Consider the following 14037-nt stretch of genomic DNA (forward strand, 5'->3'; position numbering starts at 1 on the left):
TAGCCTGTGGCGCATGGACTGGAAACTTGAACTGGTGTTTGTCCCTGTGTCCGACGTCGACCGCGCGAAGGATTTCTACGTCAACAAGGTTGGTTTCAACGCCGATTTCGATGAGCGTCCCATGGACGGCATCCGCTTCGTGCAGCTGACACCGCCGGGTTCGGCGTGTTCCATCGCTATCGGGGAGGGTCTCAGTGACGCCCCTCCCGGAACAGCGCCCAGCCTCCAAGTGGTGGTGGCGGATATCCACAAGGCGCACGAGCAACTGAAAGCCAACGGCGTGGACGTCAGCGACGTCGATGTCCAGGATTGGGGTCACTTCGTCTACTTCGCGGATCCTGACGGCAATAAGTGGGCTCTGCAGTACCTCCCGCAGCGGCCGAACGGCTAGGTCACACTTCGGCAAAACCTCATGAGCGTGCGGCAGGATGGAACCATGAGCCATCCTGCCGAACCCGCCGCACACACTGAACCCGCCGCCCGACCCTCAGTGCTGACCGTCCGTGCCGTTCTCTTCGACATGGACGGCACCCTGGTGGATTCGACGGCGATCGTTGAGCAAGTGTGGCTCGAGTTCGCCGAGCGCTACGGCTTGGATTTCGACGAGATCCTGCGCACTTCCCACGGCGTCCAAGCCGGCGATACCGTGCGTCGCTATGCGCCCGCTGGTGCTGACTTTGAAGCCTTGACCGCTGAGCTCGGGGAGATGGAACGTTCCCGGACCGATGGCGTGATCGCCCTTCCCGGGGCCGAGGCCATGCTGACGGAACTTCCTGACGAAGCCATTGCGTTGGTCACCTCCGCGGATCGGATCCTGGCCGATATCCGAATGCAGGCCGCCGGGCTCACCATGCCATCCACCGCGGTCACCGCGGAGTCTGTCACCCGCGGAAAGCCGCACCCGGAGGGATATCTGAAGGCGGCGGCGCTCCTGGGAGCCGACCCCGCCGACGTCGTGGTTTTCGAAGACGCGCCTGCCGGTATTGCCGCAGCCCGTGCCGCGGGGATGCGAACGGTTGTGGTGGGTGACGCCGGCGGCGAGCTGGAGCCGGGTATGTGGCGGATCCAGGACTACTCGGCCGTGACTGTCACCGCGGTGAAGGACGACGACGGCGGGCACCTCCTGACGCTCACGCTCTAACCTTTTCTGCCCGGTCTATTCGGCGCAGTGAACCGGGCGTAGGCTGTGCGCATGTCTGCGATGCCGGAGGCGTACGGTGCTGCATTGGAGCGGGCCATGGTCCACGCCGGTGACTGGCTGGCGTCTGTCCCCACACGTTCTGTCCGCCCTTCCTCCGACGCTAACCAGGTAGCCGAGAGCATCCTGGCGCGTCTGCCTGACGGGGCCACTGATGCGGCTGAGGTAGTTGATGAGCTCGCCGCACTCGCCGAACCCGGGCTCATGGCAATCCAGTCCGGGCGCTTCTTCGGGTGGGTCATGGGTGGAACGCTGCCCGCTGCCATGGCCGCCGATTGGCTTGTCTCCGCGTGGGATCAGAACAACGGCCTCCGGTTCGCCACCCCTGCGGCTGCAGCCATCGAGGAATCTGCCGCTGCCTGGCTTTTGGACCTCCTTCACCTGCCGGCAACAGCCGACGTCGGATTCACCACGGGTGCCACCACGGCTAATTTCGTGGGGTTGGCCGCCGGCCGCCAGTACTTGATGGATGAGGCAGGCTGGGACCTTCAAGCCCTGGGCCTGAGTGGCGCGCCGCGGATTACAACTTTTGCAGGCCGGGAACGTCACGCAGCAGTGGATCTGGCGCTGCGATACCTCGGCTTAGGTGCTTGTGTTCCGGTAGACGCCGACGACGAGGGCAGGATTCTTCCAGACGCCTTGGCCGAGGCTATGGATCAGCAGCCGGGTCCGTCCCTGGTGAGTCTGCAAGCCGGCAACCTTCATTCCGGAGCCTTTGACCCCATGGAGGAAGCCATAGCTGTGGCCCACGATCGCGGAGCGTGGGTGCACGTGGATGGTGCCTTCGGTTTGTGGGCTGCTGTAACCCCCACGCTGCGTGCCCGGCTGGCCGGTGTGGAGGATGCTGATTCGTGGGCAACGGACGCGCATAAAACCCTGAACGTCCCTTACGACTGTGGGCTGGCAATCGTGGCCCGCCCGGAAGCCTTGCGACGGGCTTTCAGCGTGCACACCAGTTATCTGATAGCCACTGACGCCGGACCGGGCGATCCTTTTGAGAAGGTTCCTGAGATGTCCCGCCGCGCCCGTGGCATTCCGGTGTGGGCTGCGCTCAGGCAACTGGGCCGGGACGGCGTGATTTCCATGGTGGAGCGCCTGGCGGCAAATGCCCGTGCTTTGGCGGAAGGGCTGTCCGCGATCCCTGGTGTGGAGGTGCTCAACGACGTCGTGTTCACACAGGTTTCGGTGAGCTTCGGCAGCGACGATCGCACGCACCGCGTCACCCAGCGGCTCATGGCCGAGGGGGCTGTGTGGATGTCCGGTTCGTCGTGGCGCGGCCGGGAAATCCTGCGGATCTCGGTTAGTAACTGGACTACGGATGCCGGCGACGTCGCAGCGTCCATCGCAGCCGTGAGGGGTGCCGTGGAGGCCGAACCAGAGGCGTAGCGCTGCGGGTGGTGGACAGGGCCGGCTGTCAGTGCCGGCCGTCAGCGGCGGTGAGGTCCGCGGCCCAGTTCGGCGCGTAGCCCGGCGATCGGAATGGTCCCGCGGTGCAGCTTGCTGGTCAGTTTCGCCAGTCTTTCGAGGTCGGTCACGAGGGTGCGTACGACGTCGACTCCCGAATCAGGATCGTCGGTCCAGTCGATGGGGACCTCATGAATGCGCAGAGCGGCGTGTTCGGCAATGATCAGCAGTTCGGTATCAAAGAACCACGCTTCATCGCCGGTGTGGGGGAGCAACTGGTGGGCGACGTCGGCACGTATGGCTTTGAAGCCGCACTCCGCGTCGGAGAACCGTGCCCCGGTGAGCACGCGCAACAGAAAATTGTAGGCGCGAGCAATGACCTCACGGCGGTGGCTGAACGTCCCCTGTGAAGCCCTTGCCAACCGCGTGCCGACGGCAAGGTCTGAGTGGCCGGAGATCAGCGGAGCCAAAAGGGGTGCCACGGCCGAAAGGTCGAGGGACAGGTCCAGGTCCACGTACGCCAGCAGGGGCGACGGAGAGGAAAGCCAGACCCGGCGGAGCGAGTTTCCGCGGCCCCTTTGATCAAAATGGACCACTTTGATCTCCGGGAGTTCCCTCGCCAGACGTTCGGCGATCCGCAGGGTGTTGTCCGTGCTGGCGTTGTCCGCCACAGTGATCCGGAAGGTGTGCGGAAAAGTGTCCATGAGATGACCGTGGAGCCTACGAAGGTGCGCTTCCAGACGGGCTTCCTGGTTGGATACAGGGACGGCGACATCCAGCACAGGAACCAGGGCGCGTGTGTCCACGGGCGAGCGCTGCAATTGCTGGTGCAGTCCCGGCCGGTGTTCTGTAAGCGTCATGTGTTCAGCATGCGGCCGCCAATTATGAGGCTTTTAGGCGGAAGCTGTGACACCACTGTGAACTACGAACAGGACCTGTGAACCGGCAAAAGCCGCGCCCGTTCCCGCCATCCGCTCCAGTGGGTACTGGTGCGAACGGCGGCAACGGGCGCGGCAATCAAGCAGGCTGGCTTAGTACCAGTTGTTGGCCAAGTGGAAGCCCAGAGCGGCGGACGGGGATCCGTAGCGCTCCTTGATGTAGTTCAGGCCCCACTTGATCTGGGTCTGGTAGTTGGTCTGCCAGTCAGCGCCGGCCGAGGCCATCTTGCCGGCCGGCAGGGACTGAACAATTCCGTAGGCACCGCTGGAAGCGTTGGTGGCAGTGGTCTTCCAGTTGGATTCCTTCTCCCACAGGGTGTTCAACGCAGTCATCTCAGCTGCGCTCCAACCGTAGTCGCCCAGGATGCTGAGCGCGTACGCCTTGGCGGCTGCGGGATCGTCAACTGCCTTGGGGGCTGCGGCTGCAGCGGCTGCCTCTGCGGCGGCGGCGGCAGCAGCGGCGTCGGCGGCTTGCTTGGCAGCGGCATCAGCAGCGGCCTTGTCAGCTGCGGCCTGAGCGGCGGCTGCCTGATCTGCAGCGGCCTTCTCTGCTGCGGCCTGAGCGGCGGCTGCCTGGTCAGCGGCAGCCTTCTCGGCAGCGGCCTTCTCAGCAGCTGCCTTGTCCGCGGCAGCCCGGTCAGCTGCGCCCTTGGCGGCGGCAGCATCCAGGGATGCGGAGATTTCAGCTGACTTGTTGGTGCTGACCTGGGCAGCGGCCTGGGTCCCGGCAACGCGGCTCGCCTCAGGAAGTGTCAGTGCGGCGTTTGCGGCCGTTCCGAGCGATGCAACGCCCAGTGCGGCCGCTACAACCCCGGCGACAACTGACATGCGGTGGCCGGACTTGCCCTGACGGGCAGCGTTCTTGAGGACAGCCTGCGACTTGGTCAACGGTGCGTTGTGTTCGTCGCGGTGACGCGCAGAATGGCGCGTCTGATCATTAAATTCAGACATGTGATTACCTCTCAGCGCCTGCGGAGTTAGCTGTCGGGTTCGGATGAGGTCATCCGGCCGCGCATCACGCTGCGGCTTCACCCCAAGGACCGGCAAAATGCCTGGGTCCGGAGACTCTGGGTCCCCCGTCTCTGCCTCGGAGAAAGAACGGACTCCGGGAAGTGGCAGAGCTCGGCGCATCCCGGATGTGGGCCTGCTTGGGGCGACCCACCCTTTCGACGGTACAGGAGGTTTCCCGAGAAGTCACATTTAGGTAACAGAGATCACGGCGCCGGTGAGTCGCCTTGCCCGATTCGTTACGCGCCTTCGTTGTTGACGGTGGGGAGCCGGAGGGCAAACTCGGTACGTCCCGGCCGGGAGGTCACTTCCACGCTACCGCCATGCGCTGAAACGATGGATTCAACAATGGACAAGCCAAGTCCGGAGGTGCCTTCGGAACCTGACCTTGCAGCGTCAGCGCGGGCAAACCGGGAGAAGATCCGGCCTTGGAAATCGTCCGGAATGCCCGGGCCGTTGTCAGTCACTGTGACCACGGCGCTGCCATCTGCGGAGAGCATGACGCCCGTAACCACAGTGGTGCCTGGGTCCGTGTGTTTGCGCGCATTGGACAGGAGATTGGCAAGCACCTGGTGCAGTTGCGTCGCATCGCCGCGGACCGTCACGGGTTCATCGGGGAGCTGGAGCTGCCAGATGTGGTCCGGCGCCATGACTTTTTCGTCACTGACCGTTTCGATCACCAGCTGGGTAAGGTCCACGTCCTCGACTTTCACGGGCTGGCCCTCGTCCAGCCTGGCCAACAAGAGAAGATCCTCCACCAAAGTGGTCATTCGTTCGGATTGGCTTTGCACGCGCGCCAGCGATTTCCTGCCGTCATCGGTGAAGGTCTCGGTCATCCTCAGCAACTCGGTGTAGCCACGGATCGCGGTGAGCGGTGTACGTAGTTCGTGAGATGCATCAGCGACGAACTGGCGCACTTTGGTTTCGCTTTCCTGGCGCGCTTCCAGGGCGTTGGAGACGTTGTTCAGCATTAGGTTCAAAGCATGCCCGACGCTGCCCACTTCCGTTCCGGGATGAGCGGCCGACGGCGGTACGCGCACCGCAAGTGCCACCTCACCGGCGTCGAGAGGAAGGCGCGAAACCTTGGTGGCAACCTCGGAGAGCTGCTCCAGCGGCCGCATGGTCCGCCGGATGATCACCGTTCCCGCGAGCCCGATCAGAACCAACCCGCCCAACGAAACCAGCACCATGGTCCACACCAGCGAGGCCTCGGCGCTTTGCTTGTCCGCCAAGGGCAGCCCGGTCACGATCACATCGCCATAAGGAGACTCAACGGCCACCAGCCGGTAGTCGCCGTTGGAGAGCGAGCGGTCCACAGGGCGGTCGTCCTTGGGCAAAGAGAGCAGCACTTGCTCGTCCGCGCCGGAGAGGGATACGCGATTGCCCTGGGCGTCGATGAGCCCCGAACTTCTCACGGCTGAGCCGTCGATCCTCGCGTTGAGCGTTCCAGCGGCCTGGCCACGCGCTTCCAGCGGATCAGGCCTTCCAGAGGGGTTCGCGGGAAAGTTCGACGGCGGCCTGCCGAAGTCGATCGCGCGGCTGGACGCCTGCTCCAATTGCATGTCCAACTGCTTGTTGAAGACCATGTCCATGGAGGCATAGCTGACGATGCCGATCGCTCCACAGATTGCCACCAGCAAGGCCATGGCCACCAGGACCAGGCGGGTGCGCAAATGCCAGGTGGATGGGTTGAGCCAGCTGCGTCCTGAGCTTCTGGCCACTCCTGAAAGTGTGCTCAACGCTAGTCCGCTGGCTTGATGACGTATCCGGCGCCACGGATGGTGTGGATCATGGGCGGATGGTTGGCTTCAATCTTCTTGCGCAGGTAGGAAATGTAGAGCTCCACGATGTTGGCCTGGCCGCCGAAGTCGTAGTCCCACACACGGTCAAGAATCTGGGCTTTGCTGACCACCCGTTTGGGGTTCTCCATGAGGTAGCGCAAAAGCTCAAACTGCGTGGCGGTGAGCGGGATGTCCTCGCCGGCCCGGGTGACTTCGCGGGTGTCCACGTTCAGGGTGAGATCGCCCACCACAAGTTCGGCAGTGTCCATTGCGGCCACCCCGGAACGCTGGACCAGGCGGTGGAGGCGAAGGAGGACTTCTTCCATGCTGAAAGGTTTGGTGACGTAGTCATCCCCGCCGGCGGCGAGGCCAACGATCCGGTCCTGCACGGCATCCTTGGCCGTGAGGAACAGCGCGGGAACTTCGGGGGCGAAGGTGCGGATGCGATTGAGGACCTCCACGCCGTCGAAGCCGGGGAGCATGACGTCAAGGACCAGCACGTCAGGGCGGAAATCCTTGGCAAGCTTTACGGCCTCGGGACCGTCGCCAGCCACAGCTACGGACCAGCCCGCCATCCGCAGACCCATGCTCATGAGCTCCGCGAGGCTGGGTTCGTCGTCCACCACCAGGGCGCGGATCGGGGAACCGTCCGGGTGGGACAGCTGGGGGAGGTTGTTGGTCATGGAGTGCGAGGAGGCCATGGGACAACTCTCCGTTCTGCTGGTTAGCCAGCGCTTTGCCGGTCCTGTGAGGACGCTGTGAAGACAACACTAGCGAGGCGGAGGTGCGGAAACACGCCTGTCCACAGGTCGCGGGAGCCACTACTCCTCCACACGGTGGGCAACCGTCAGCCTTCCGATCGGTGATCCTCCCTTGTCGGGAGCCTTTGCCGAGTGAGCTGTTTCTACGGCTTGTAGCAGATTTTTCTCAAAAATTTGTTGAGCGAGGCTACCCGCGATTGGACAACAACTGTTTCAGATCGTGAGATTCCGCCATGTAGCGGATCATGGGAAGGACGACGCACATCATGCCCGATCTGCCGAAGAATATTCACTTGATGGCGAATATTTCTCGCAACGACCGAATGAAATGCCATTCATTTATAGGCTTGGCTGAATTGTGATTTGCGGCACAATAGACCTCTGCGTCTCAAAATGTGGACGGTTCGGCGCTTTGTTACTTGCGTGTTGCCATTGTTACGTTGCACACTTCCAATGTGAACAAGAACTCAACAGCACCTGCAGCCGCAGCAACCTGGCCCAGCACACCCGCTGGCCATGATGACCGCTGTTGTCGAATGCAAGCCTAACTTTCCACCCCAAGAAGTTTCAGGCATTCGCCCCCTAGCCCAGCGTTGGGCGCCCCTCCCCAAACTCATTGCGGGGACAACCAGCATTCGAAGCCGCGATGACGGCTATTCACTTTTGAGGTAAGCACTCCATGTCAGTTGCATCTGGATACGTCCACATCTCCGTCCGTAACGCCAATAAGGCCGCGTCGAACGCAGGGCTTCGCCCCGGCTTCGGTAACCGCCCCGGATACTCTCCGGCACCGCAAGGGGCCGGTCAGCAGGCCCCCGGTTACGTACCGCAGGGCTACAACCCCAACTCCTACGGCCAGCTGCGCGCCGTCCCCACGGCCGAGCCGGCACCCATGACTGCCCCCACCCCCGTGATTGCGCAGTCGGACAAGCTCCGCCCCGTTGCCAACGACAATGTGGCCCGCGGATTCGTTCTGTACATGGGTATTGACGAAGACACCGCAGCCGCGGCAGGAACGTCCATCGCCAAGCTCGCCCAGGAAATCCGGGCCTACGCGCAGTCCCTCGTGACCGGCGCGGAAAGCTACGCCGCCGTCGCAGTTGCCCCCGCCGGGGCACCCGGCTCGGCACTCGACGTCGTGCGTTCCACCTTCGGTGACCCCACCGTTGCCGCACGCCAGCGCACCGAGGCCGCCCGTCCCGCGCCGCAGCAGGAATCCCGCCCCTCCGGCGTCCTGATCGACCTCGCCCGCCGCGAAGTGCACCTCGACGGCGAATCCCTGAACCTGACGTTCAAGGAATTCGAACTCCTCAACTACCTCGTCGAAAACGGCACCCGCACCGTGGGCCGCGACGAACTGCTCGAGGGCCTGTGGCGCAACGCCGAAGAGGTGCCCAACGAGCGCACCATCGACGTCCACATCCGCCGCCTCCGCTCCAAGCTCGGCCGCCTCGCCAACACCGTCCGCACGGTCCGCGGCCAGGGCTACCGTTTCTACGAGCACCCCGAAGTTATTGTTTGGGCCGCTCCGGAATACTCGATCTAGGCATCACTGCAGCCGAAAGGCGGCATCATCCCTCTGCGCCTGCGCTCGTTCCTCACGCAACAACGGCGCTCTCGGGATATGCCGCCTTTCGGCTTTTGCGCGCCCCGAAGAGTAGTGGCCTCCGCGGCGGGGGTCCTGCGCGTCAGAGTGTGCCGACACCACCCACTTTGGCCTCGGCAGGCCATCAACACGCCCGCTGCACGGCGTGTCCGGGGCGCCGCGGATTCAAAGTTGGTGATGGCGGACCGGCGGGGTGGAGTCCTGACCCTCTTTGATCTGCCAACAGCCCTTGGGCAACCGCATCAGGTTGACCAGGGGCTGTCCTCTTCCCAAAGAAGGTCGGGAAGCCGAGGGGCCTGGGATGTGGAGGGGCTGCGTGCCGCCACCACCCACTTTGGCCGCGGAAAGCCCTCAACACACCCGCTGCACGGCGTGTCCGGGGCGCCGCGGATGCAAAGGTGGTGGCGACGGACCGGCGGGGTGAGGTCCTGACCCTCTTTGATCTGCCAACAGCCCTTGGGCAACCGCATCAGGTTGACCAGGGGCTGTCCTCTTCCCAAAGAAGGTCGGGAAGCCGAGGGGCCTGGGATGTGGAGGGGCTGCGTGCGGCCATCACCCATTTTGGCCGCGGAAAGCCCTCAAACACCCGCTGCACGGCGTGTCCGGGGCGCCGCGGATTCAAAGGTGGTGATGGCGGACCGGCGGGGTGGAGTCCTGACCCTCTTTGATCTGCCAACAGCCCGTAAGCAACCGCATCGGGTTGACCAGGGGCCGTCCTCGGACCAAAGAAGGTCAGGAAGCCGAGGGGGAGGTAGCCTGCGGCGGATAGGGTTGGGTTATGAGTGACCATCACATTAAGCGCCTGGTGATCATGCGGCATGCCAAGGCTGATTGGCCTACGGGTGTGCCTGATCATGAGCGCCCCTTGGAGGAGCGCGGGCATCGGGAGGCTCCGCTGGCCGGTAAGTGGTTGCTCCAGCACGGTGTGGTGCCGGACTTCATTCTGTGTTCGTCAGCGCTGAGGACCCGCCAGACCTGCACCTGGGTGTGCGACGAGTTGGGCGACAAGGCGCCGACGCCCAAACTTGAGGACGGCTTGTACTCTGCTTCGGCCAACCGCATGTTGACGGTCATCAACCACGTTCCGGACACAGTGACCACGCTGATGGTTATTTCGCACATGCCTGGCGTCCAGGATCTTGCCATGCACCTGGCCTCCCGCGACTCTGACCACGACGCCTATATGGATGCCGCCACCAGGTACCCGACGAGTGCGTTGACGGTGATGGAGACGGAAAAGTCGTGGGCTGAGTTGGACGGGCAGGACGCCCGGCTGACGCACTTCACGGTTCCCCGCAAGTAGACACTGCCGCGCATAAGCACTGCGCCGCCACCATGACAGCTCGCTAGTGCGAGTTGCTGGGGTCTCCGTGCGCCAGTTGCGGCATGCACATGCAACGGATCTCGAACACCGGCAAGCCCGCGGCTTCTTCGCCGTGCCCGGTAGCGATCAGGTATTCGCCGTCGAACATGTACACCGGCAGCTGCGGTACCAGGTATTCGTTGTAGCGGCTGGGATAAACCCATTGGCCGCGGATGTCGAACGCCGGAAGCGCGTAGGGATCCCGCCGATTATGTGCGCTCGGATAGAGTCCGTCGTCGATCATGATGTAGCTCACCAGGCCATACGTGTGATGGTGGTTCATGTCCGTGGGAAAGAGGATTGCTTCCACAGTGCGGGCCCCTTCAAGGAGTCGACGTCCGCGCTCCGGAGCGGCGCGGCAGCTAGGTAAGGTTAGCCTAAGCTAACAGATGCCCGGGCGTCGAATGTTCCACTGTGTGACGTTGATCGCCTTGGTCATCCCTGGGGCAAGGGCAGCCCTCCTGCCACCTCGCGAAGCATTCCAACGGCGACCCGAATGTTGGGGCTGGCGGTCATCGTCTTCCGGTACACCACGCCCACGGACCGTTGCTGCACGGGGTTGATCACCGGGATGGCAACCACTCCGGCGGGAAGTGGGGGCCTGCCGAGTCGTGGAACCAGTGCCACCGCCACACCTTGTTCCACCATGGCGATGTGCGTGGAGAAGTCGGGATCGTAGATGCGGATGTCGGGGACCTTGCCAAGCCCCGCAAAGATCTGCAGCAAAGCCTCATTGCAGATGGCACCCGCCGGGGTGCTGATCCAGGTTTCGTTGAGCAAATCTTCACGCTCGACGGCGGCGCTTCCGGATAGCGCGTGGGTGCTGTTGACGAGGACATCGGCCTGGTCGATGCAAAGGTCCTCAAGGACCAGGTTCTCCGGGATCACCAGCGGCACCGAATTCCAGTTATGGACTACCGCGAGCTCTGCCTCGCCGGAAGCGACCCTTTGCACTGCCTCGCGGGGATCCTCGGCCAATACGGTGATGTCCAACGTGGAGTGGGCGGTGGCCATGCGCCCCAGCATTGGTCCCACCAGGCCTCGGCAGGCTGTGGAAAACGCAACGAGTCTCAGCAAGCCGGAAGGTTTCGCAGGATCGGCCAGCAGCGTGGCTTGGAGTTCTTCGAGCTCGCCCATGATCCGCCGGCCATAGCCCGCCAAGGCCAGGCCGCGCTCCGTGAGGAGCACCCCCCGGCCGTTGCGTTCCAGGACGGTGACGCCGGTTTGCTTCTCGAGCTTCTTGATCTGCTGCGACACTGCCGATGGACTGAAGCCCATGACGTCCGAGGCCGCCACAACAGAGCCGTGCTGCTCTACGGCCACTAAGGCCCTCAACGCCGAGATATCGATCATGAAGCAAATCTACGCTGTTCCATGTTGAATTCAACGCTGGTGCTTCAACCAAAACAGGGCCAGAGTGTACTTGTGAACCTTCGCCACTCCGCCCTTGCCGTTGCAGTCGCTGTCCTGTGGGGCATTAATTTCGTCGCCATTGATCTCGGCCTGCACACGAACGGCAGGGAAGTCCCGCCGCTGCTCTTCGTTGCCATGCGCTTCTTGCTGGTGGTGTTTCCGTTCATCCTGTTCATCCGCAAACCGGACGTGGGCTGGAAGGCGATCATCGGCGTCGGGCTCTTCATGAGCGCTGGCCAATTTGGGCTCCTGTACTTGGGCATGGCACTGGGAATGCCCGCAGGGCTGGCATCGCTGGTCCTGCAGGCGCAGGTTCTGGTCACCATTTTGATTGCAGCGAGAGTACTCGGTGAACGGCCGGGTCGCCGCCAACTGGCAGGCGTGGTGCTGGGCATTGCCGGTCTGGGCGTGGTGGCTTTGGGTCGCAGCGCCGTGGCACCGGTGCTTCCGCTCATGATTGTCCTTGCCGCGGCGCTGTCCTGGGCCGTAGGAAATGTGGTGGCCCGGCACTCCAAAGCCGCCTCCGGACTGGGCTTGGTGGTGTGGTCCGGTGCGGTGGTTCCGGTCCCGTTGGCTGCTTTGTCGCTGGTGGTGGACGGGCCGGACACCGTGTGGGCGACCCTCACCGACCTGCAGCCCGCCACTATCCTGAGCGCTATCTACACTGCCGTGTTCGCGTCCCTGATTGGCTACGGCATTTGGAACCGGCTGCTATCGCTGTACCCGAGTTCCGACGTCGTGCCTTTCACGCTTTTGGTCCCGGTGGTGGGGATGACGGCCGCGTGGCTGGTGTTGAACGAGATTCCCACATTGACCGAGATCCTGGGTGGGCTGATCCTGCTCCTGGGAGTTGCCACCGCAGTACTCGGTGCCGGCCGCAGAATCCCTCCGCAACCTCCCGTTGTGAGGCCCGCTCTGCATCCCCACCGCCTCCCTCACTTCGCAAGCTCAGCCAGGGAACCCGGGCGGCGTGGGCCCTAATCCCGGAGGGACGCAGAGCAGGCCCCACAACGAGGGTCCTGGCAAGGCAAAGAGAATCAGCGCAGCGAGAAGATGGTCCGGTGCCAGTCCTTTTCCGCGACGTCCTCCAACTCGAACATCACGTGCTTGACCTGGGTGTACTCCTCAAACGAGTAGGCGGACATGTCCTTGCCAAAGCCGGATTGCTTGAAGCCACCGTGGGGCATTTCGGAGATGATCGGAATATGGTCGTTGACCCAAACGCAGCCGGCCTTGATCTCGCGGGTTGCCCGCAAGGCCCGCTGGAGGTTGGTGGTCCAGGCGGAGGCGGCGAGCCCGTAGACGGTGTCGTTGGCGAGGTGGATCGCTTCGTCGTCGGTGTCGAAGGGCAGGACTACAAGAACGGGCCCAAAGACCTCGTCCTTGACGATTTCCGAGTCCGGCGCCGCATCAATCACCAGCGTCGGCCGGTAGAAAGCGCCCTTTTCAAGACCGCCCCCGTCTGGAGCGTAACCGCCGGCCGCGATCTTGCTGTATCCGCGGGCGCGCTCCACCATTGCCGCCACATGGTCCCGCTGCTTGAAGGAAACCAAAGGGCCGAGGTCTGCGTCGGTGTCCGCGGGGGCGCCCAAGACGATCCCCTCAAAGCGGGCGGCCACCTTCGCGACGAATTCCTCGTACACGCTGCGGTGAACGATTGCCCGTGTGGCGGCGGTGCAATCCTGGCCGGTGTTGATCAGTGATCCTGCCACGGCGCCGTGCACCGCCGCGTCCAGATTGGCGTCATCGAACACCACGAACGGTGCCTTGCCACCCAACTCAAGGTGCACGCGTTTGGCGTTGACGGCGGCAGCTTCCAGGACCGTGCGGCCAACTGCGGTGGAGCCAGTGAAGGAGACCATGTCCACGTCCGGGTGCCGCATGAGGGCTGCCCCCACGGTGGCGCCGTCGCCCACCACCACGTTCACCACGCCGTCGGGCAGTCCCGCATCACTGAGCGCTTGCGCGAACATAAGTGACGTCAGCGGGGTGATCTCGGCGGGCTTGAGAACTATGGTGTTGCCAGCCGCGATGGCTGGGAGGACCTTCCACGCCGCCATTTGCAGTGGGTAGTTCCACGGGGCGATTGACCCCACCACACCTATGGATTCCCGGCGGATGGAGGAGGTGTGCTGGGGCGAATATTCCGCGGTGGCTTTGCCTTCGAGGTGTCGTGACGCTCCTGCGAAGAAGTCGATGTTGTCGATGGTCCCGGGGACGTCGAACTCCCTGGTCAGGCGAAGAGGTTTGCCCGTCTGCGAGCTTTCAACCCGGGCGAATTCCTCCGCGCGGTCTTCCATGATGCGGGCGAATTTTTGCAGGATGCCGGCGCGTTCTCCCGGGGCGGTTCGGGACCAACCCGGGAAGGCGCTACGGGCGGCGGCCACGGCAGATTCCAGATCCTCCAGTGAGGCGAGTCCCACTCTTTCCACTACCTCGGACGTGGCCGGGTTAATGACGTCGAGGCTGTTTCCAGAGGTGCCGGACTGCAGTTTTCCGTTGATGAACTGGTGCATGTAGGTACCGTGCTTTCCCTGCCGGGCGTCGCTGTCCGGGCAGTGCTGA

Annotated in this window: 13 protein-coding genes and 1 riboswitch; of the genes, 6 read left to right on the top strand and 7 right to left on the bottom strand. The window is 63.5% G+C overall.

Annotated features, from left to right (window positions below; all coding sequences use genetic code 11):
• Nucleotides 1–13: 13 nt before the first annotated feature.
• The 3 genes from CQ020_RS11505 to CQ020_RS11515 are packed head-to-tail and all read left to right on the top strand — an operon-like array spanning nt 14 to nt 2584.
• Nucleotides 14–391 carry a VOC family protein gene (locus CQ020_RS11505; protein ID WP_105691973.1) on the top strand — a complete coding sequence of 126 codons (378 nt, stop codon included), beginning with the start codon at nt 14–16 and terminating at the stop codon, nt 389–391.
• A 45-nt stretch (nt 392–436) separates the two neighbouring features.
• A complete protein-coding gene (locus CQ020_RS11510) occupies nt 437–1141 on the top strand; it encodes an HAD-IA family hydrolase (RefSeq protein ID WP_105691974.1) in 705 nt (234 codons plus the stop codon).
• Between the two features lie 51 nt (nt 1142–1192).
• Nucleotides 1193–2584, top strand: a complete 1392-nt coding sequence (locus CQ020_RS11515) for an aminotransferase class V-fold PLP-dependent enzyme (protein WP_105691975.1) — start codon at nt 1193–1195, stop codon at nt 2582–2584.
• Nucleotides 2585–2625: 41 nt separating this feature from the next.
• Here the strand turns inward: CQ020_RS11515 and CQ020_RS11520 are convergent, their stop codons facing one another.
• The 4 genes from CQ020_RS11520 to CQ020_RS11535 form a co-directional block, all read right to left on the bottom strand.
• Nucleotides 2626–3462, bottom strand: a complete 837-nt coding sequence (locus CQ020_RS11520) for a glycosyltransferase (protein ID WP_105691976.1) — start codon at nt 3460–3462, stop codon at nt 2626–2628.
• 171 nt (nt 3463–3633) lie between these two features.
• The gene (locus tag CQ020_RS11525; protein WP_105691977.1) at nt 3634–4491 is read right to left on the bottom strand and encodes a hypothetical protein; all 858 of its coding nucleotides are present in this window, start codon (nt 4489–4491) and stop codon (nt 3634–3636) included.
• 1 nt (nt 4492) lies between these two features.
• A riboswitch (cyclic di-AMP (ydaO/yuaA leader) is annotated at nt 4493–4678 on the bottom strand.
• Between the two features lie 109 nt (nt 4679–4787).
• Nucleotides 4788–6287, bottom strand: coding sequence for a HAMP domain-containing sensor histidine kinase (locus CQ020_RS11530; protein WP_105691978.1), 1500 nt, complete (start codon nt 6285–6287; stop codon nt 4788–4790).
• Between the two features lie 2 nt (nt 6288–6289).
• On the bottom strand, nt 6290–7030 hold the full coding sequence (locus CQ020_RS11535; protein ID WP_024819582.1) for a response regulator transcription factor: 741 nt from the start codon (nt 7028–7030) through the stop codon (nt 6290–6292).
• Between the two features lie 739 nt (nt 7031–7769).
• Here CQ020_RS11535 and CQ020_RS11540 point away from each other — a divergent pair.
• Both CQ020_RS11540 and CQ020_RS11545 read left to right on the top strand, forming a co-directional pair.
• On the top strand, nt 7770–8636 hold the full coding sequence (locus tag CQ020_RS11540) for a winged helix-turn-helix domain-containing protein (RefSeq protein WP_024819583.1): 867 nt from the start codon (nt 7770–7772) through the stop codon (nt 8634–8636).
• Between the two features lie 838 nt (nt 8637–9474).
• Entirely contained in the window at nt 9475–9999 is a 525-nt protein-coding gene (locus CQ020_RS11545) for a histidine phosphatase family protein (RefSeq protein WP_105691979.1), read from the top strand.
• Nucleotides 10000–10042: 43 nt separating this feature from the next.
• Here CQ020_RS11545 and CQ020_RS11550 read toward each other — a convergent pair whose 3' ends face one another.
• Nucleotides 10043–10369, bottom strand: a complete 327-nt coding sequence (locus CQ020_RS11550) for a hypothetical protein (protein WP_258141847.1) — start codon at nt 10367–10369, stop codon at nt 10043–10045.
• A gap of 125 nt (nt 10370–10494) precedes the next feature.
• Nucleotides 10495–11412 (bottom strand): LysR family transcriptional regulator, encoded by a 918-nt coding sequence (locus CQ020_RS11555; RefSeq protein ID WP_105691980.1) that lies wholly within the window; start codon nt 11410–11412, stop codon nt 10495–10497.
• Between the two features lie 72 nt (nt 11413–11484).
• On the opposite strand from CQ020_RS11555, the gene CQ020_RS11560 reads away from it, so the two are divergent.
• Entirely contained in the window at nt 11485–12453 is a 969-nt protein-coding gene (locus CQ020_RS11560; protein ID WP_258141848.1) for an EamA family transporter, read from the top strand.
• A gap of 56 nt (nt 12454–12509) precedes the next feature.
• On the opposite strand, the gene CQ020_RS11565 is transcribed toward CQ020_RS11560, so the two are convergent.
• Nucleotides 12510–13988 (bottom strand): gamma-aminobutyraldehyde dehydrogenase, encoded by a 1479-nt coding sequence (locus tag CQ020_RS11565; RefSeq protein WP_105691981.1) that lies wholly within the window; start codon nt 13986–13988, stop codon nt 12510–12512.
• Nucleotides 13989–14037: the final 49 nt, after the last annotated feature.

The sequence above is a fragment of the Arthrobacter sp. MYb23 genome (assembly GCF_002979775.1).
In the GTDB taxonomy this organism is placed as follows: domain Bacteria; phylum Actinomycetota; class Actinomycetes; order Actinomycetales; family Micrococcaceae; genus Arthrobacter.